The sequence below is a fragment of the Shewanella sp. c952 genome (genome assembly GCF_019654975.1).
Classification (GTDB): domain Bacteria; phylum Pseudomonadota; class Gammaproteobacteria; order Enterobacterales; family Shewanellaceae; genus Shewanella.
On record NZ_BPEW01000013.1, the window covers coordinates 58,223 to 76,291 of the forward strand.

16 protein-coding genes are annotated in these 18,069 nt (G+C 44.2%); 2 read left to right on the forward strand and 14 right to left on the reverse strand.

What is annotated here, in order from left to right:
• Window positions 1-28 precede the first annotated feature (28 nt).
• From K5R16_RS10875 to K5R16_RS10905, 7 genes are all read right to left on the reverse strand, one after another.
• On the reverse strand, window positions 29-517 hold the full coding sequence (locus tag K5R16_RS10875; protein ID WP_020913176.1) for a CvpA family protein: 489 nt from the start codon (window positions 515-517) through the stop codon (window positions 29-31).
• Window positions 518-632: 115 nt separating this feature from the next.
• Entirely contained in the window at window positions 633-1,238 is a 606-nt protein-coding gene (locus K5R16_RS10880) for an SPOR domain-containing protein (RefSeq protein ID WP_220737586.1), read from the reverse strand.
• Window positions 1,231-2,508, reverse strand: coding sequence for a bifunctional tetrahydrofolate synthase/dihydrofolate synthase (gene folC, locus K5R16_RS10885; RefSeq protein WP_259649842.1), 1,278 nt, complete (start codon window positions 2,506-2,508; stop codon window positions 1,231-1,233). The genes K5R16_RS10880 and folC overlap by 8 nt, the downstream gene beginning before the upstream one ends.
• 7 nt (window positions 2,509-2,515) lie before the next feature.
• Window positions 2,516-3,301 (reverse strand): tRNA pseudouridine(38-40) synthase TruA, encoded by a 786-nt coding sequence (gene truA / locus K5R16_RS10890; RefSeq protein WP_220737587.1) that lies wholly within the window; start codon window positions 3,299-3,301, stop codon window positions 2,516-2,518.
• Window positions 3,302-3,464: 163 nt separating this feature from the next.
• Entirely contained in the window at window positions 3,465-6,365 is a 2,901-nt protein-coding gene (locus K5R16_RS10895) for a FimV/HubP family polar landmark protein (RefSeq protein ID WP_220737588.1), read from the reverse strand.
• A gap of 175 nt (window positions 6,366-6,540) precedes the next feature.
• Window positions 6,541-7,557: an aspartate-semialdehyde dehydrogenase gene (locus tag K5R16_RS10900; RefSeq protein WP_220737589.1), complete on the reverse strand. Its 1,017-nt coding sequence runs from the start codon at window positions 7,555-7,557 to the stop codon at window positions 6,541-6,543.
• Between the two features lie 2 nt (window positions 7,558-7,559).
• Window positions 7,560-8,690, reverse strand: coding sequence for a 4-phosphoerythronate dehydrogenase (locus K5R16_RS10905; protein ID WP_220737590.1), 1,131 nt, complete (start codon window positions 8,688-8,690; stop codon window positions 7,560-7,562).
• 247 nt (window positions 8,691-8,937) lie between these two features.
• Here K5R16_RS10905 and K5R16_RS10910 point away from each other — a divergent pair, with 247 nt between their 5' ends.
• Window positions 8,938-9,318 carry a VanZ family protein gene (locus K5R16_RS10910; RefSeq protein ID WP_220737591.1) on the forward strand — a complete coding sequence of 127 codons (381 nt, stop codon included), beginning with the start codon at window positions 8,938-8,940 and terminating at the stop codon, window positions 9,316-9,318.
• 96 nt (window positions 9,319-9,414) lie between these two features.
• On the opposite strand, the gene fabB is transcribed toward K5R16_RS10910, so the two are convergent.
• Window positions 9,415-10,626 (reverse strand): beta-ketoacyl-ACP synthase I, encoded by a 1,212-nt coding sequence (gene fabB / locus K5R16_RS10915; protein ID WP_220737592.1) that lies wholly within the window; start codon window positions 10,624-10,626, stop codon window positions 9,415-9,417.
• Window positions 10,627-10,857: 231 nt separating this feature from the next.
• On the opposite strand from fabB, the gene mnmC reads away from it, so the two are divergent.
• Complete coding sequence (gene mnmC, locus K5R16_RS10920; protein WP_220737593.1) at window positions 10,858-12,747, forward strand: FAD-dependent 5-carboxymethylaminomethyl-2-thiouridine(34) oxidoreductase MnmC; 1,890 nt, start codon at window positions 10,858-10,860, stop codon at window positions 12,745-12,747.
• Between the two features lie 99 nt (window positions 12,748-12,846).
• Here mnmC and K5R16_RS10925 read toward each other — a convergent pair whose 3' ends face one another.
• From K5R16_RS10925 to aroC, 6 genes are all read right to left on the reverse strand, one after another.
• A complete protein-coding gene (locus K5R16_RS10925) occupies window positions 12,847-13,542 on the reverse strand; it encodes a DUF3313 family protein (protein WP_220737594.1) in 696 nt (231 codons plus the stop codon).
• Between the two features lie 162 nt (window positions 13,543-13,704).
• Window positions 13,705-14,232: an RNA methyltransferase gene (locus K5R16_RS10930; RefSeq protein WP_220737595.1), complete on the reverse strand. Its 528-nt coding sequence runs from the start codon at window positions 14,230-14,232 to the stop codon at window positions 13,705-13,707.
• Window positions 14,233-14,259: 27 nt separating this feature from the next.
• Window positions 14,260-14,529, reverse strand: a complete 270-nt coding sequence (locus K5R16_RS10935; protein ID WP_220737596.1) for a YfcL family protein — start codon at window positions 14,527-14,529, stop codon at window positions 14,260-14,262.
• 86 nt (window positions 14,530-14,615) lie between these two features.
• A complete protein-coding gene (locus K5R16_RS10940) occupies window positions 14,616-15,737 on the reverse strand; it encodes an ATP-NAD kinase family protein (protein ID WP_220737597.1) in 1,122 nt (373 codons plus the stop codon).
• 47 nt (window positions 15,738-15,784) lie between these two features.
• A complete protein-coding gene (locus K5R16_RS10945; protein WP_220737598.1) occupies window positions 15,785-16,966 on the reverse strand; it encodes an MFS transporter in 1,182 nt (393 codons plus the stop codon).
• On the reverse strand, window positions 16,966-18,060 hold the full coding sequence (aroC, locus tag K5R16_RS10950; RefSeq protein ID WP_220737599.1) for a chorismate synthase: 1,095 nt from the start codon (window positions 18,058-18,060) through the stop codon (window positions 16,966-16,968). Before aroC ends, K5R16_RS10945 begins: the two co-directional genes overlap by 1 nt.
• Window positions 18,061-18,069 lie beyond the last annotated feature (9 nt).

Genomic DNA, 18,069 nt, shown 5'->3' on the forward strand with positions numbered 1-18,069 from the left:
CGAAGTCCAAATAATGCTTTAGTGCATTTTATATTTTGGGTACAAAGCTTGAGGTGTTTTCCAAGTAGTCAAAGAACCACTGAATAACAACTCCAAATTCGGGCACGAGTGTTGAACTCTGCCACCAATCTGTATTGGGCGCTCCAGTAAAAGCGTCCAAGAAAAATAGTATTGCGCTTACGATTAGTGCGCCTCTTAGCGCACCGAAACATAAGCCGAGCACTCTGTCGGTGCCAGACAATCCGGTTTTAGAAACCAGTTGGCCAATTATATAGTTAACCAACGCGCCTAAAATAAGCGTAGAGATAAAGAGAATAGCGACGGCTACGCCGTTACGAACCATTTCATCTTGCATCTGGGTAAGATGAGTGGCGAGTTTGAGGTAAAACTGACTGGCGATGAAAAATGCGGCGAACCACACGACAAGTGACATCGCTTCTTTAACAAAGCCTCGTACCAAACTTATCAGTGTCGATAGTCCAATAACGATGATGATGGCGTAATCAATCCAAACCATTGAAGAGTATATCCGGCATAGGGTTTAAGACGGCGCGATTCTATCAGAGACAGGGTTATTTCACACGCTTTGTAGACGAAATAACGATTTCTCAGAATAGGACAATCACACCTTGTTATTTTTCGACGGGGTTGTATGCCACAATGCGGCCTTTCAACTTCTCCAACTTTTCAATATCTGACTGCATAGCGGTCAATTTATCTTTGGAGATGTTTGGCCCGACAAACACTTTCGTCAGCTGACCATCAACAGGCCGTGTTGGTAACGTGTAAGCGCTAAAGCCTTTAGCTCTTAACCGTTTCACTAACGCTTGTACATTTGCAGCATTTTTAAAGCTACCAAGCTGAATAGTCCATGCTTTTGAGTTGGCTACGGCCGGCTTTTTGTTAGCGGCAACCACGCTACTTTGCGTTTTTACGGCAACATCTTTCACCTTAGGCTCAGTGTTAACCACTGCTGCGGTTTTGCCTTGTTCGCTGGCAGGCTCTATTTCCCAGCTATCATCACCGACAGTGGTGGTTGACGCTTCAGTGTCTAGCTCTAGCGTTTCAATCGCTTGCTGCGGTAATTGTGCTTGCTCTACTTCCGGTCTCAGCGGGATCTCGGCAAACTGCTCCTCTTGACGCTGCTTTTTACCATCAAGAATATCGGGCAAAAAAATCACTCCTAGTGCGACAATAACAATCACACCGACTAGACGATTTTGAAAATGACTAGACAAAACTTTCTCCCTTAAGCAACGCTTTAAATCCTGCGACGGTATAAAATGAGCCAAAAACGATGATCACATCGTCGGCATTTGCTTGCTGTTGTACAGCGTTCCAAGCAGATCCAATGTTGTCGAAACAACTCGCAATGCTCTGTGACGGCAATAACGCCTTTAACGAGGCCGCACTCGCTCCCCTTGGTACATCTAAATCAGTAAGATACCAATGTGTTACGTCGATTGACAGCTCTGCTAGCACTGCAGCAGCATCTTTATCTTTTAACATGCCACAAATCGCAAATAGGCGTGCTTTGTTAAGCTTACTTAAGCGAGATTTAAAATAACGAGCAGCGTGAGGATTGTGAGCAACATCGACCATGACACAAGGTTCAGCTGCCAATTGTTCTAAACGCCCTGCAAGTTGGGTTTCACCGACTACATTAATAAACAAACTCTTATCGATGTCGGGACATAAGTGCTCTAATACCGCGATAGCCGTTGCTGCGTTGGGCTGGGGTAATTTAGGTAGAGGCAATGCGTCTAAATCAAAATATTGCCCGCTATAATTCCAGCTTGTATCGCCGCAGGTATAGTTAAACTCTTGCCCTACTCGATATAAGTTGGCGCCAATACTGTGCGCGTAATCAATAAGTGGTTGTGGGCAGTCAGGTTCGCCAACAATCGCTGGGCGTCCCGCTCTGAAAATGCCCGCTTTTTCAGCTGCCACTAACTCGCGGGTATCACCTAAATACTCTTGATGATCCAGATCGATTGAGGTGACAACACTGATATCGGCGTCAATAATATTGGTAGCATCAAGACGACCACCGAGACCCACTTCGAGTAAGATAACATCGAGTTGCTCACGCTTAAATAGCACTAAGCCTGCCAATGTCGCATACTCAAAAAAACTTAACGATATCTCTGCTCTAGCAGCTTCTATGGTTTCAAATGCGCTAACTAACGCTACATCAGTAGCATCAACACCGTTAATCCGTACCCGTTCATTATAGTTAAGCAGATGAGGAGAACTATAAACGCCAACCGATTTACCTGTAAGTTTGAGCGCTGCTTCTATCATGGCGCAGGTGGTCCCTTTGCCATTAGTGCCAGCAACAGTAACCACTTTGGTCTCGCCCAGTGCGGTTAGCGATAAGCGTTTGGCGACCTCAGAGACTCGCGTTAGCCCCATATCGATTTCTGTTGGGTGAATAGCCAACAAATAGTCGAGCCAAATGCTCAAAGGAGAGTTCGTTGCAGGCGCAATATGCTTCATCGATTCCATCACTGGATTAATCCAACATAAACAGTGGGCCTAAAGCGAGCTTAGGCAACTGAAAATGCTCAGGGTAAGTAACATCAACCAAGTACAAACCATTTGGCTGTGCCGTAGCGGCTGCTTTTGATCTGTCTTTAAGCGCTAATAATGTATTAACCCATTCCTTTGGCTGATTGCCCTTGCCGATTTCAAGTAAGGTACCAACGATGTTGCGCACCATATGATGTAGAAAAGCATTGGCTTTTATATCAACGCAGATATACATACCCTGGCGCGTGACATTGACTTCATGTATTTCACGAAAAGGGGTTTTAGACTGGCATTGCAATGCTCTGAAGCTGGTAAAGTCGTGCTCTCCGACAAATAGTTGTGCAGCTTGGTGCATTTTATTTTCATCAATATCACCGCGATAATGGCTCACACCACTGCGCAAAATACCCGGGCGTAATTGATGGTTATAGATCATATAGCGGTAACGTCTCGCGGTCGCTGAAAAACGAGCATGAAACTCATCATCGACCACTTTCACCCAACGTACGGCAATATCATCGGGCAAATTGACATTGACGCCAAGTGTCCAAGCGGTGTCCTTACGAATCGCATTCGTATCGAAGTGAACCACCTGTCCAGTGCCATGCACTCCAGTATCGGTTCTGCCAGCACATTGCACAGTGATCGGCTCATTAGCAACTTTAGAGAGGGCTTTTTCTAACTGCCCTTGCACAGAGTCGACATCGAGCTGGCGCTGCCAACCATAATAGCGACTTCCATCGTACTCTATACCTAACGCAACCCGCATCACACACCTCTTAACTCTGTACAAACATGTTTGTCACCGCGGCGTATGGTTAAAACGCCGCTATCGACAATCAATAATATTTAATAGCCGGCGATTCTAGCATATTCATACCGAACGATACGCATAAAAAAGGCGCCTTGGGCGCCGTTTTTAACTGAATATTTTACACTAACTCTTTTATCAAACCTGACGCTTCTTCTTGCTGTCGCTCATTGCCGTCAAGTTCCACCTCTTTGAGTAAGGCTCGAGCGCTGTCATTGTCATCAATTTCAATATACGCACGCGCTAAATCAAGTTTGGCATTGATTGAATTTTCAGCATCATCAACATCGACCATCGATGTATTGCCCATTAAAGAATCGAGCTCACCCATATCAACATCTAGCTCTTGATAAAGATCAGTCTCTACGGTCTCTTCATCGGCTTCATTCAATAGTCGATCTATATCGATAAAACCATTATCTTTTTGGAAAGTGGTTAAATCGTGCTCCGGAATAGCGCTTGCCTGCTCATCACCTTGCTTAGCGTCGAGTGCTGCTAATGCTTGATCAACCGTCAACTTACTATCGTCCTCGATAATAAATGCGTCGAGATCCTCGTCCGCAGCGACACTCGAACCGCCGCTAGCTGCTAGCTCGCTAAGCAGTTCATCATCAGAAAGGGTTGCCGTGTTCATGTCAGTGGCAACTGCATCCCAATCTAGCGCTGTGGGTTCAGGTTTTTTTGCCCCTTTTAAATCATCAAAGAATCCGCTGTCTTTGTCAGCTTTAGCACTTGCCTCGATTGGCTCGGAGCTAAACTCAAGCATATTTTCATCAGCACGTTTAGTTTCAACGTCGACACTTTCTGCGACTGGATCTAACTCAATACTGACATCTTCACTCATTTCATCTGACGCAATTTCAGTGTCGCTGAGATCGAAATCTAAGCTAAAGTCACTATCAGTAGCTTCCGCTGTTTCAGCGTTAAGCTCTTCGCTAACGTTGAGCTCACTCAGCACTTCGTCTGCGGGGGTATCTGACAAATTGAATTCAGCTAATAAACTATCTAATTCACCCTCTTCTACCACTTCTTTTGGTAGTTCAGTTTCTAGCTCTGCTGCAATATCATCAATGAGTGCAATTGACTCTTGGGGGAATTTTGTAGCATTTTCATCGACGGGGGCTTCAAGATCGGCTAGCAAAGTGTCTAACTCATGATCGAGTTCAGCCTCATCGGTACTTACATCTTCAACGTTAAGATCTAACTCTGCTGCAATTTCTAGCGGCAACTCTAACTCTGCAGCGACCTCATCTGAGAGCGCATCAATATCACTATCATCTGCTTGTAATTCCGTTTCATCAGCCTGAATATCAAACTCAGCGAGTAGTGAGTCAAGTTCATCACTATCAGCAACAACGTCTTCGGAGACTGAAGCATTTGCATCTAAAAGTGCATCTAAATCATCTTCCGCTAACGTGCTATCAGTTACAGCTGTTTCATTTGTTTCATCAAAACCTGATAGTAGAGCATCTAAGTCGTCTTCCTCAGATGCTTTTTCAGCTTCTGGTGCTTCATCAAAACCTGATAACAGTGCATCTAAATCATCATCTGCAGTAGCTTTATTGGTTTCAGGTGCTTCATCAAAACCTGACAACAGTGCATCTAAGTCATCACCTGCTGTAGCTTTATTGGTTTCAGGTGCTTCATCAAAACCTGACAACAGTGCATCTAAGTCATCATCTGCTGTAGCTTTATTGGTTTCAGGTTCTTCATCAAAACCTGACAACAGTGCATCTAAGTCATCATCTGCTGTAGCTTTATTGGTTTCAGGTTCTTCATCGAATCCGGTTAATAACGCGTCAAGATCATCATCTTCAGCTGCAAATGATGTTAAATCATCGGTCGCCTCTATTTCACCATCTTGCTCGCCCATCGCTTCAGCCCACAAATCATCTAAAGATTGTCCCTCATCTGCGGCTTCTTCAACCACAAGGTCAACATCTTCCGACTCTTGAGCGTTAATAACATTAATGCTACCAGCGTCATCAGCTTGATCAGTATCTAAATGCACTGCAAGGCTAAGATCCTCTTCATCTCTATTTTCAGCAGCGGTCGCTTTTTCATCATCAACGGTAGCGACCGGTGAGTCGTTTGCTTGTTTGTCATCAATGGATTCAGCTGACGCTTCACTTTCGTTGCGACGTCGGATAAACAGCCAGAATAAAACAAGAGCCAGTAATGCAGGAACGACTGCACCAAGAACAAGTAATAATGGATTGTCCATTAAGGAGCGCCAGATTGTCGAAGTCGGCTCCTCTTTTGGTTGGTTTAATTGGTCTATCACTTTCTGTTTGGCTGCAACATCACTTTTAAGTGCTTCATTTTCTACAGCACGATCTTGCAGCGCTTGTTTTAACAGCGCATTTTCTGCTTTTAGTTCTGCAATTTCTTCTTGAAAAGATTCAGTATCAGTTGAACCTATGGTGATTTCATCACTCGCACGCGCTAACTCATCTGTTAGTGACAGATTTAACGCTTCTGCTTGTTCAAGCTTTTCGGTAAGAGATTCGATTTCAGCAGATGACGCTTTGGAAACCACCTCAGGCTGTACTGTTGGTTTAGCTGCTAATTTAGCTTTGGGCTTGACTATTTGCTGGGTTGTTTGAATCGGCGCGACTGTTTGCGCTGAATTAGTCCAGCCGCGATCGTTATTTTCAGCACGTTTTTTAGCATTGCTTTTGGAAACTTGTTGCATGACGTCTTTTGACGGCACTAACAAGATCATTCCTCGCTCTAAGCTATTATAATTCTTGCCGCTGAAGGCATGAGGGTTAGCATCATACAAGGCTGACATCACTTGATAAACGGTAACACTATTATCAGGTTTAACCGCTTGGGCGATACTCCAGAAGGTATCGGATGATGTTGTTGGGCCATATTGTCGCTTAACTGTTTTAGTTTGACCTTCAGGACCAGTAATTTTTAATGGTTCTGCAGTCGCAAGGTTAATCGAAGGAGCAACAGCAAAAACAGTTAAAGCAGCGGCAAAGATGCCAGCAAAATGCGAAGTGCGAAAGTTCATCAATCCTTCCCTTTGAAGCGTAGAAGTCACTCTTTAGCGACCAGCTTTAGGCAATTGTATTTATTGAGATTACTATAAACTAGATTAAGTTGCCCTGCTACTGTTCACAACTCTAAAACATAAAAAGCCCGCATTGTGCGGGCTTTTTAAGCAATTAATCGAGTACTAAATCAGTTTAGTAATAATCTCGGATTAACACTTCAGCTATCTGTACGCTATTTAATGCAGCGCCTTTGCGGATATTATCTGAAACGACCCAAAGGTTTATACCGTTGTCATGGGAGATATCTTTACGAACACGCCCCACGTATACAGGATCAGTTCCGGCACCATCATCAACTGCGGTAGGGTACTCTTCATCAGACTCAAACAGTTCAACGCCTGGCGCACCGCGCAACACAGCTTTAACATCTTCAGCGTCGACAGGTTGCAGAGTTTCAAGATGAATCGCTTCTGAATGGCCGTAGAACACAGGTACACGTACTGCGGTAGGATTCACAACGATATTTTCATCACCGAAGATTTTCTGTGTTTCCCACACCATCTTCATCTCTTCTTTGGTGTAACCATTGTCCATAAACTTATCAATTTGCGGTAACACGTTAAACGCAATTTGCTTTGAGTAAGTTTTTGGTTCAACGGGTAGACCTTGAAGCAACTTAGAGCACTGTGTGGCTAACTCTTCAACTGACTTTTTACCAGAACCAGACACAGACTGGTATGTCGCAACATTAATTCGCGAAATCCCGTAAGCATCATGGATAGGCTTCAACGCCACCAACATTTGGATTGTTGAGCAGTTAGGATTAGCAATAATATTACGATTTCTAAAATCAGCAATTGCTTCTGGGTTCACTTCTGGCACCACTAAAGGTACGTCAATGTCATATCTGAAATGCGAGGTGTTATCAATAACAACACAACCTTGCTCAGCGGCAATCGGAGCCCACTTCTCAGAAACATCCCCACCTGCAGAAAAGAAACCAATTTGAGCTTGTGACCAGTCAAAGGTATCTACGTCTAAAATCTCGACCTGTTTACCATGGAAGCTTACCGTATTACCGGCGCTACGACTGCTGGCTAAAGGATACAAATTTGCAATCGGAAAATTACGCTCTTCGAGGATCTCAATCATTGTTTGACCCACTGCGCCCGATGCACCTAATACGACAACATTATATTCCTGCGACATAATTACAGCTCGACTCCTGAAAACCCTAAATTGGATAACCAATTTACATTAGTTTGGCCTATATTGCCTACCTTTAATGCACTAAATTCACGCCTATGCTTGTGATTTTTTCTCATATGATCAAACCCATGGTTATTAAGAAAGTTATTTCTGAATAACTCGTCATCATCGCGCAGATCATAAACAAATCGAGCCAGCTGTAATAATGCTCTTTCATCTGCTATTTCGCTAACAGAAACTTGTTCACTCCATAGCGGCGGCAATAGCGATTCCATCTGCTTATCGCCTTTTATTGCTAGTACTTTAGCCAGTTGCTGATACAGCATAAAAGTGCCACGTGCCTTACCTTCTAACGAATACCCAGCAATATGCGGCGTACAAAATTCAATATATGGTACCAGTTCAGGCATAGGGTTGGGTTCACCTTCCCATACATCAAGTACCACCTTGACGTCATCACGTTGCTGCTTAAACGTAATCAAAGCACGGTTATCAATGACTTCACCACGACAACAATTCAGTAGCCAAGTGTTTTTACGTAAGCTGTTTAAGCGTGCTTCATCGAATAGATACCAGGTTTTATGCTCGCCTGCTTTTGTAATGGGCACATGTAAACTAACCACATCGCATTTTTCAATAAGGGTACTTAAGGAAACAAAGCTTCTTGGGTCACCCTTTTCCGCTAGCACTGGGTCGCAAAGTAGCACTTCAATGCCATAAGCCTTTAAACACTTTGCAACTGCGGTACCTGTATTGCCAGCACCAACAATTCCTACGACTTTGCCTTTTAAAGGGCTTTTAAAACGCTGCGCAAGCTCAAGCATGGCGATAAAAGCAAACTCACCAACAGCTGTGGCATTGCAACCTGGCGCATTAGAAAAAGGAATATTGCGACTGGCAAGGTAGTCTAAATCAATATGGTCGGTACCTATAGTTGCACTGCCGACAAACTTAAGTTTGTCATTGCTTGCTAGTAATGCTTGGTTCACCTTCGTCACGGAGCGCACTAACAGCACATCAGCGTCTTTAACTTGCTCTGCGGTTAACTCTCTGCCATTTACCGTTTCTATTGTGCCTAAATCACCAAATAACTGTTGCACGTAGGGCATGTTCTCATCGGCTAGGATTTTCATTTTGGTTTCCAAAAAAGTGAGCTGAAGGCATATAACAGGCATTCTAGCAAGATGGTGATGGCTTGAGAATCAAGCTGCAGTAATTTTCAATCTTGAGCCTTAAAATAGCAGAGCATATAAACCTAAACTCGAAGCAGTTAACAATTGTTAACTAACAACAATGAGTTAACAGTGCTATTTTGCTTTTAGCAGGCAATATGACGAACAACGGAGCGCTAATGCTAACTAGCAGCAAACTGGCCAAATAATGAACAGACTCATTTCAGCGATAGCCGCCGCCTTTTTCTCGTTCATTCTATGGATCATCTATCAAGCGAGCAGCGGAAACCAAAACCTACTTTTTGAGATGGTTGGTAACATTCCATTTGGTGACAAGTTGGGTCATTTAGTGCTGTTTGGTGCGCTGACATTTATAGTGGTGGTTGCGAGTCAATTTAGGTCTTTCTCGCTTGGCCGCTTTAATTGCTACTATGGCGCACTGGCGGTCACGCTATTTGTGATTATAGAAGAGTTAAGCCAAGCCTTTATCCCTGCGCGAACTTTTGATCTCGGCGATCTATTGGCGGATACGCTAGGCATTGTGTTGGCGACCAAGACAGCACAGCTTTTGAACCGTCGATCAGTATAAACGGATTAAATGAAGGCAAACACCTGCAGAGCAGATCTTAAAATTCAGCCACAAAAAAGGAAGCCAAGGCTTCCTTTTTAGATAACAAACTTTAATTTACTTGTACTTGCGCATCACCAAAGTTGCGTTTGTACCACCGAAACCAAAGCTGTTGCTCATTACAGTCGTAAGCTCTTGCTCTTTCATTTCGGTCACAATCGGCATGCCTGCCGCTTTTTCATCTACGGTATCGATATTGATGCTTGGCGCAATAAAGCTGTTTTCCATCATAATCAAACTATAGATGGCTTCATGAGCACCTGCAGCACCTAATGCATGACCAGTTAGCGATTTAGTTGATGCGATTGCTGGTAGGTCATCACCGAAGGTTTCACGTAAAGCTTCTAGCTCACGCATATCACCAACAGGCGTTGAAGTACCATGGGTGTTGATATAATCAATTGGAGTATCAACATCTGCCAAAGCCATCTGCATACAACGTACAGCGCCTTCTCCTGATGGAGCAACCATGTCGTAGCCATCAGATGATGCGCCGTAACCAATCACTTCCGCGTAAATTTTAGCGCCACGAGCCAATGCATGCTCGAGCTCTTCAACCACAACGATTCCGCCACCGCCTGAGATTACAAAACCATCACGGTCAGCATCATAAGTACGTGATGCTTTTTCTGGTGTGTCATTGTACTTGGTAGACAATGCGCCCATGGCATCGAAGCCCATAGTTAGGGTCCAATCGACCTCTTCAGAGCCACCCGCAAACACCATGTCTTGCTTACCCATTTGGATAAGTTCAGCCGCATGGCCGATACAGTGTGCACTTGTTGCACAAGCTGAACTGATTGAGTAGTTCATGCCTTTAATTTTAAATGGTGTGGCTAGACAAGCACTGGCTGTGCTCGACATGATACGTGGCACAATATATGGCCCAACGCGCTTCACACCTTTTTCTCGCAACGTATCAGCAGCTTGTACTTGGTTAGCAGAAGATGCTCCACCGGTACCCGCAATAATACCGACCCGTGGATCTGAATATTGTTCTTCGGTTAGTCCTGCATCTTCAATCGCTTCAGCCATTGCTATGTAAGCGTATGCTGCAGCATTACCCATAAAGCGTAATGCTTTACGATCAATGTGCTCTTTAGGATCTAACTTGATATCGCCCCAAACATGGCTGCGCAGCTTCATTTCTTCAAACTGATCAGAGTGGGTAATACCACTACGACCCGCTCTCAATGATTCAGTGACTTCTTGCTTGTTGTTACCGATACTTGAGACAACGCCCAAACCGGTGATCACGACTCTTTTCATTATTAACTATCCATTCTATACAGGTAGTACCCATTTTGCTGCGCTAATGGTATCGCTTTTAATCCATTTAAGTGGTCAGCTTTCCATAAAGAACACAAAAATAGTGCCTAAATTGAGACATAGCGTAAAAACCTCACCTAAATTGCAGCATAAAAATGTACAATTTAGCTCAAGTTATAAAAATCCTACCCTGTTTTTGTGAGGGTTTAATTTAACATTAAAGACATAACCATGACAGTCAGTAACAACATTAGATCAATCATAGCGACTAACAACAGCGAACATCTCTGCATAGCGATGCTCGGATTAGGATCTGTAAGCCAGATTTTTGAGCTGATAAAACTGCATTCAACTTTGAACGGTCCGCTAACATTAAAGATCTTTTGTGTCCTTGATGAACATATTGAACAACTTTTTGCCTCTCAGCAGTTTAAGGCCATGTCACAGGCTGGAGCAGAAACTCACCTCGTCGCAATTGCCGGCTGCCAGCGGGTAAAGTTGAACCATGGTAGGCTCGTTATTGATTTCCACTTAGGAGATTATGAGCAACAATTACGTAAACAGCCACTCAGCAACCATTTAATATCTCATTGGCTGTGCACTGCTAGATTTGAAGCACAATCGATTTCGCAAGCGTTATTCTGGCAAATGTCCAAACACAGCCAAGATAACTGTCACTGCCTAATATCAGCTGAACTGCCTATTGAGAATCGACAAGCGCTGCTAACACTAAGTGATATGGTTGGGTTTATCGCTGAAAACTCTATGAGCAGTTCAGATCCAATTAATATAGATAATGTTCTGCTAATGGAGCGACAAGCTCTTCGAGCTCAGCAATTTGGGCAACAAGCGCCCTATCCAATTCAAGCTGCAGAAAGTGCCACAGAGATTGCCGTAATCGGTGGTGGAATTGCGAGTGCAAGTTTAGTTTTATCGCTGGCAGAGCGACATAAAAAAATCAGTGTATTTTGTGAAGATAGCGAGCTGGCTCAAGCGGCATCGGGTAACAAACAGGGCGCTATCTACCCACTGCTCACGCCTGACAACAATAGCTTAAGTCAGTACTTCCAGCAGGCCTACCTCTTTAGCCTGCATCGCCTAAACACACTTGCTGCTAACAAGTACCCGATAGATTTTGACCTCTGCGGCGTACTGCATACCGGCCATGATGAACGCAGCCGAAAGCGAGTACAGAAGATAATTAATGGTCATCCGTGGAACACTGATATCGCTCATGCCGTTGACGAAAAGCAATCAAGCGAAATTGCTGGTGTAGAGATTAATGAAGCTGGGATTTTTTACCCTTTAGGTGGCTGGGTCGCACCGCAAGATCTCACCAAAGCATCATTTGCACGGGCGCAGCAGTTATCTGATGTTAGCGTGCAATTAAACACTCAGATAACGGCACTTGAAAAGTCTAATGGTGGCTGGTATTTAATCAATAATCAACAACGCCTTGGTCCATACAAAACGGTGGTGGTTGCCAACGGTAAGTCTCTTACTCGCTTTGAGCAGACTAAGCATCTACAAGTCACAGGTTTTAGAGGTCAAGTTAGCCATGCACCAACAAGATCTAAGCTATCTAAGCTCAGTACCGTATTATGTGCACATGGTTACATGACCCCGGTGAATAATGCCCTACATTGTTTGGGCGCAAGTTATGTAAAAGATGCCGACAACTTGGCTTATAGCCCACAAGAGCAAGTCGATAACCTACACAAGATCCAACATAGCTATTTAGATAAAGATTGGAACCGCGACATAGATATATCCAAACACAGTGCCCGAGTCGGTGTGCGCATGGTAACTCGCGATCATGCTCCTATGATGGGACCCGCTCCTGACCTAGATGCAATCATGTCGCTCTACAATAATCACCAACTCACTCCTGCAAGTAGGAAGTTTTGGCAAAACACGCCAGCGCCAGTGCACAAAGGTTTATATATTCTAGGTGGACTAGGTTCTCGAGGCTTAAGCTCAGGCCTGCTAGCCGCTGAAGCATTAGCCGCTCAGATCTGTGGTGAAGCCATGCCACTCAGCACGGAATTTGTCGCGCTTTTAAATCCGAACAGAATGTGGATGCGAAAGCTGCTTAAAGGTAAGGCGTTAGAGGTTAGTTAGTTAGTTAGTTAGTTAGTTAGTTAGTTAGTTCGTTAGTTAGTTAGTTAGTTGCCAAATAACTTACAGTCAGACGCCCATCAAGGCGTCTGACTGTTTAAACTACTCAGCACCCGCCATCATTAGGGCATTCTTAAAGTCATTAACCCAACGACGATAGACGGTTTTAACGTCACCCCAATTGAAGACTTGAGTATTTTGCTGCCATTGGTCAAATCCTTCTCCACGATCGGCAGCTTTTGCTAGCACTTCTCCACTCTGGCCATCCTTCACGACAGCAAGCAACATCATTGAACCGGAGTTTTGTGTGTAAGTTTTTCCCATTGAGCTGTAACTGCGCCGAGAGCTCTCTACTGGAGCGCTTAATCGAATATCAGTGACTGCGACTTCAATAACCAAAGTGCTAGGCCCAGCTTTATCGACAAGCTCAAAAGGCTGATCTTCATTAAACACGCTAGCGACAATCACACCAAACTCAGTCGCCATCCTATTTAACGCTTTTTCGGGGAGATCATAGGTGGCATTCAGTCCATCAGCTCTTCGATCAATTCGTGGTGGTTTATAATCTGCAGGGTGGTCATTGGTAACGGTAGCGGCTTTGAAATAGAGTTTTGTATACTTACCCCAATCAACATTGGGTTTTGCAAAAGAAAGGTCCAATACTGAGTTGTCGATTTTAACTAAACCGTCTTTGGTCACTTGAGCATCAGGTCCAGTCTCTAATGTGGGTGTTTTTGTCGCACAACCAGCTGTGGATATGATAAATAGTATCAAACACCCCTTTAAAAATAGCTTCATTTAATCAGTCCTTTAGTAAAAGAGATTCAAATTAAATATGGTAGCTAATTTCAACTAGGTCAATGTTGCAATGAAAACAAGTAAGCAATTAGTACAGTAAATTAAACCGACAAAAAAGCCACAGTCTTAGCTGTGGCTCAATTAGGTTTAAAACTCTCTGGACTAGCGTTTTACTCTAACTCGATTATTAGTATCACGGCTAGTACGGATCAACTCATCACCAGTGACGGTAGTTGCTGATTTAGCCAGCCTGTCATAAAGTAAAACGTTAACCGATGCAGCTAAGTTCATACAACCCACTGTCGGCACATATACAACAGCATCGGCGCGATTAATCACTTGTTGACTGATAGTGCCGTCTTCTGGACCAAAGATGTATATCGCTTTGTCTGGGTGCACAAATTCAGGTAGTGGGATGGCCCCCTCTACCAAATCAACACAAACAACAGTCACATCTGCTGCAACGGCATCAACAAGAGATTCTACTCCAGTCAGTGGGATCTGCTCGCTCGCCGCTTTAGTATCGGTATTATACTGTGCGTTACCATTACTCGCGGCTAATGGATAACGTCTGCCGGTATAGAAAACCGCATCAGCGCGGTAACAACCCGCTGCGCGCATTATGCCGCCGACATTGGTAGGGCTTTTAGGGTTTAATAACCCTATTGCGCTATATCGCTGAATACTCATAAACTTAATAACTCAGACATGATTGGCTTAAGCAGCTAACTTACTGCTTAGCTGTAACCAAGCATCATTAACAAGTGCGTAGTCATTATCATCAAGCTCTTCTCGAGCAAGTGCTAAACACTCAACCATCTGCAATGCTAGCGCTTGAGTGCCTTGCTCGCTTTCATTCTCTAGTTTTGATAGCACTACCGCAAAGTGCCCTTGTAGGTATCCGCTGGCAAATAGGGCATCATCGTCACCTTCTGCAACAATGCTTTCTATCCAATCTTGAAGGGTTTGCTCATACTTCTCTATCATTGAGTGCTCCACAATCTCAAACTATTGGGCTTATTCCAATAGGTAATAATTAACGATATTCGACGCAATTCATGCAGTCGTGTTAGCTAGGCTAAATCGGGGTTGGCCACTTGATACATCACATAATCGTGATAGCCAGTCACCACTTTATAATAACCTGTTAGCTCTTTATCTAGTTTAGGGTCGCCACTATCCACAATTAGTGGCCGTCCTTCAAGTGCTTTTAGCTTTGTTTTTGTCGCTAAAATAACAATATTGTTTTTGCCTACTCGTCTTATTAGTTGTGGTGATAACTGTTGATTACCTCGACCTAATATATGACCTTGTCCACCAATAAGGGTTATGAATAGCTTAACCGACTGGTTTTCGGTGAGTTTAAGTAACTCTTCAGCTGACAGATCACTGGCAAGAAGTTGCTGTTGTTGAATGAGATCGACACCGAGTAGAGTATTGTCTAGACCAAGCTCCTCCATGACTGCAGCAACCGTGCTACCAGAGCCTATTACAACGAGCTCATCTTCCATTAACTCAATAGCCTCAGCAGCAATATCTGCAAGTACTAACTCATCGGTTTCCTTGCCGCCCATTTTCACCGCTTGCACATAGCGCGGCTCTGCAGGAACCAGCATTTCGCCAAAGCACTTAGCTTTAACGACTCCCGTTCTAAATGCGGCTTCGTCGATATCCATCACGTCAGCGCTCATCAAACTCACTAACTCACCTTCTAGCAGCATTTTCAGCACCACGCCTGATGCGTGAGGGGTAATGCCATAAACACCTGAATGGATCTTCACCCCAGCCGGCACACCAAGTACTGGTATGTTATCGTCAGCAATCGCGTAAATATCTCGTGCTGTACCATCACCACCCGCAAACAATAATAGATCTAATGTTTCGTTGAGCAGTTCAGTCACAACAGCCTGAGTATCTTGCGCTGCGGTGTCAGTCGGTGCCTGATAAACGACGCGAACATTAAAGCCCATATTTCGCGCCAGCGTTTCTCCCATATCACCTGAAGCCGTTATCACCTCTATTCGGTCTTGATAAGGTAAAACAACGTTTAAAGCTTGCTCCATTCGCAGATGAGATTTGGGCTCAGCCCCTTTCGCTAACGCTATTTCGGCAACGCCATCACTGCCTTTTAAGCCGACACTACCACCTAATCCCGCAAGTGGATTTATAATCAAACCAAGACGAAACTTACTCACTTTGACAAACTCCATTTAAAGTCAAACTAACCGTCATTAAACACATACTAGGCAGTGCTCGCTTCACGATTAATCTCAGGTTTCGATGAGGGGATAAACAATACTGCAATCATTGACAGAACAGCACAAAACGCAGCAAAGACCCAAGTCGTCACGGCGCCAGAGCCATCTCCCCAAATAATACCGCATAACCAAGTACCTAATGCCCCGCCAACACCAAAACTTAAGCTGGCATAAAGCGCTTGCCCTTGGCTACGTCGGCTTATATCAAAATGCTTATGTACAAACTGAATCGACGCTGCGTGTGTTAGCCCGAAGGTGAAAGCATGCAAAACTTGGCTCAAACTTAACCACAATAAACTGTCTACCCCAAAAGCAAGTAACAACCAACGCACGGCAGTCAGTGCAATACTAATAAACAGTAGAAACTTTACTCCAAAACGGCCAAGTAGCTTGGGGGCATACATAAACATGATGATTTCTGCAACCACACCCAAAGCGACAAATATCCCCGCAACGGCTTCGGTATAACCCGCCTGTTTTAGGTATAAAACAAAGAAACCATAAAAAGGACCTGCACTCATTTGCAGCAACATGGCTGAAATAAGAAACCAAATAACCGCTTTATTAAATGCGAGAGGTTGCCGTTTAACTTCTTTCTCTATCTTTGCTCTATTTGCCGGCAGCGGCAATGCGCTGGCTAACATACCGATAAACAGTGCCATACCGATATAAGGGAGAATTTGTGGCCCCCAATGGCCAATAGCAAAGCCACCGCCAACCACTAAAACGATATAACCAACACTGCCCCAACTACGAATAGCGCCATAGCGTGTCGCGTTTTCGCCAAGGGTTTCTAAGGTGATAACCTCTAGTTGCGCCAAAATAGCGTTCCAAAAGAAGGTATAAACAGCAAGACTGATTGCGAGATAGGTCAAGCTGCCATCGTAGAAAAAGCTTAGATAAGAGACAGCTGCAGCGCCGGCGCCGATTTTAATAAGTTCTGAACGCATGCCCGTTCTATCAGCAACAATTGCCCATAGATTAGGCGCAATGATGCGAGTGCCCATTAAAATGGCAAGCAGAAAACCGATCTCTTGCGCATTAAAGCCACGGCTATCAAAAAATACGCCTAAGTAAGGCACCATGACGCCAAGAATAGAAAAAAAGAAGAAATAACAAGCACAGAGCCAGCGTAATTGCTGCTCTGTGTTTTTGGGCTGAAACATTAACGCATTCCGATAACTGGTGTACTGCTATTCACATCCATATTTTGTGCACGGTGACGTAGTAAATGATCCATTAATACTATCGCTAACATTGCTTCTGCAATGGGTACAGCACGAATGCCTACGCATGGGTCGTGTCTGCCTTTGGTGATCACTTCGGCTGAGTCGCCTTGTGCCGTCATACTTTCGCCAGGCACGCTAATGCTTGACGTTGGTTTCATTGCTATGTGGGCAACAATTGGTTGGCCTGATGAGATCCCACCGAGTATGCCGCCAGCATGATTGGAAGCAAAACCTTCTGGTGACATCAAATCACGATGCTCAGAACCTTTTTGATTGACCACTTCAAAACCATCACCAATTTCAACGCCTTTTACCGCATTAATACCCATTAAAGCATGGGCAACTTCTGCATCTAATCGATCAAAAACCGGCTCACCTAAGCCAACAGGCACGCCCGTTGCGACCACGGTTACTTTAGCGCCAATGGAGTCACCACTTTTCTTAAGATCACGCATATATTCATCTAAAGCATCAAGCTTTGATGCATCAGGGAAGAAAAATGCATTTTTTTCTATTTCAGCAAAATCAACAGTTTCTGCTTTGATTGGTCCAAGCTGTGATAGGTAAGCATTAATCTCAACACCATGAACTTGCTTTAAATACTTTTTAGCAACTGCACCAGCAGCCACTCTCATGGCGGTTTCACGCGCCGATGAACGGCCACCACCACGATAATCTCTCACGCCATACTTTTGCTGATAGGTGTAGTCAGCGTGACCAGGACGGAATAGATCTTTAATGTTTGAGTAGTCTTTGCTGCGTTGGTCGGTATTTTCAATCAAAAGCCCGATTGAAGTACCTGTTGTTTGCCCTTCAAACACGCCAGATAAGATGCGCACTTCATCAGCTTCACGACGAGCGGTAGTATATCGAGAGGTTCCAGGTCGGCGCCGGTCTAGGTCGTGTTGCATATCAACTTCACTTAACTCAACACCTGGAGGGCAACCATCAATAATACAACCTAAGGCGACTCCATGGCTCTCGCCAAATGTTGTGACGACAAAATTTTGCCCAATACTGTTTCCCGACATTGGTTTTCT

Excerpts from the sequence above, each read along its gene's own strand:
- fabB (WP_220737592.1), bottom strand. The coding sequence starts at position 10,626 with ATGAAAAGAGTCGTGATCACCGGTTTGGGCGTTGTCTCAAGTATCGGT.
- K5R16_RS10900 (WP_220737589.1), bottom strand. The coding sequence starts at position 7,557 with ATGTCGCAGGAATATAATGTTGTCGTATTAGGTGCATCGGGCGCAGTG.
- folC (WP_259649842.1), bottom strand. The coding sequence starts at position 2,508 with ATGGAATCGATGAAGCATATTGCGCCTGCAACGAACTCTCCTTTGAGC.
- K5R16_RS10945 (WP_220737598.1), bottom strand. The coding sequence starts at position 16,966 with ATGTTTCAGCCCAAAAACACAGAGCAGCAATTACGCTGGCTCTGTGCT.
- K5R16_RS10930 (WP_220737595.1), bottom strand. The coding sequence starts at position 14,232 with ATGAGTATTCAGCGATATAGCGCAATAGGGTTATTAAACCCTAAAAGC.
- mnmC (WP_220737593.1), top strand. The coding sequence starts at position 10,858 with ATGACAGTCAGTAACAACATTAGATCAATCATAGCGACTAACAACAGC.
- K5R16_RS10905 (WP_220737590.1), bottom strand. The coding sequence starts at position 8,690 with ATGAAAATCCTAGCCGATGAGAACATGCCCTACGTGCAACAGTTATTT.
- truA (WP_220737587.1), bottom strand. The coding sequence starts at position 3,301 with ATGCGGGTTGCGTTAGGTATAGAGTACGATGGAAGTCGCTATTATGGT.
- K5R16_RS10935 (WP_220737596.1), bottom strand. The coding sequence starts at position 14,529 with ATGATAGAGAAGTATGAGCAAACCCTTCAAGATTGGATAGAAAGCATT.
- K5R16_RS10875 (WP_020913176.1), bottom strand. The coding sequence starts at position 517 with ATGGTTTGGATTGATTACGCCATCATCATCGTTATTGGACTATCGACA.
- K5R16_RS10910 (WP_220737591.1), top strand. The coding sequence starts at position 8,938 with ATGAACAGACTCATTTCAGCGATAGCCGCCGCCTTTTTCTCGTTCATT.
- K5R16_RS10925 (WP_220737594.1), bottom strand. The coding sequence starts at position 13,542 with ATGAAGCTATTTTTAAAGGGGTGTTTGATACTATTTATCATATCCACA.
- K5R16_RS10895 (WP_220737588.1), bottom strand. The coding sequence starts at position 6,365 with ATGAACTTTCGCACTTCGCATTTTGCTGGCATCTTTGCCGCTGCTTTA.
- aroC (WP_220737599.1), bottom strand. The coding sequence starts at position 18,060 with ATGTCGGGAAACAGTATTGGGCAAAATTTTGTCGTCACAACATTTGGC.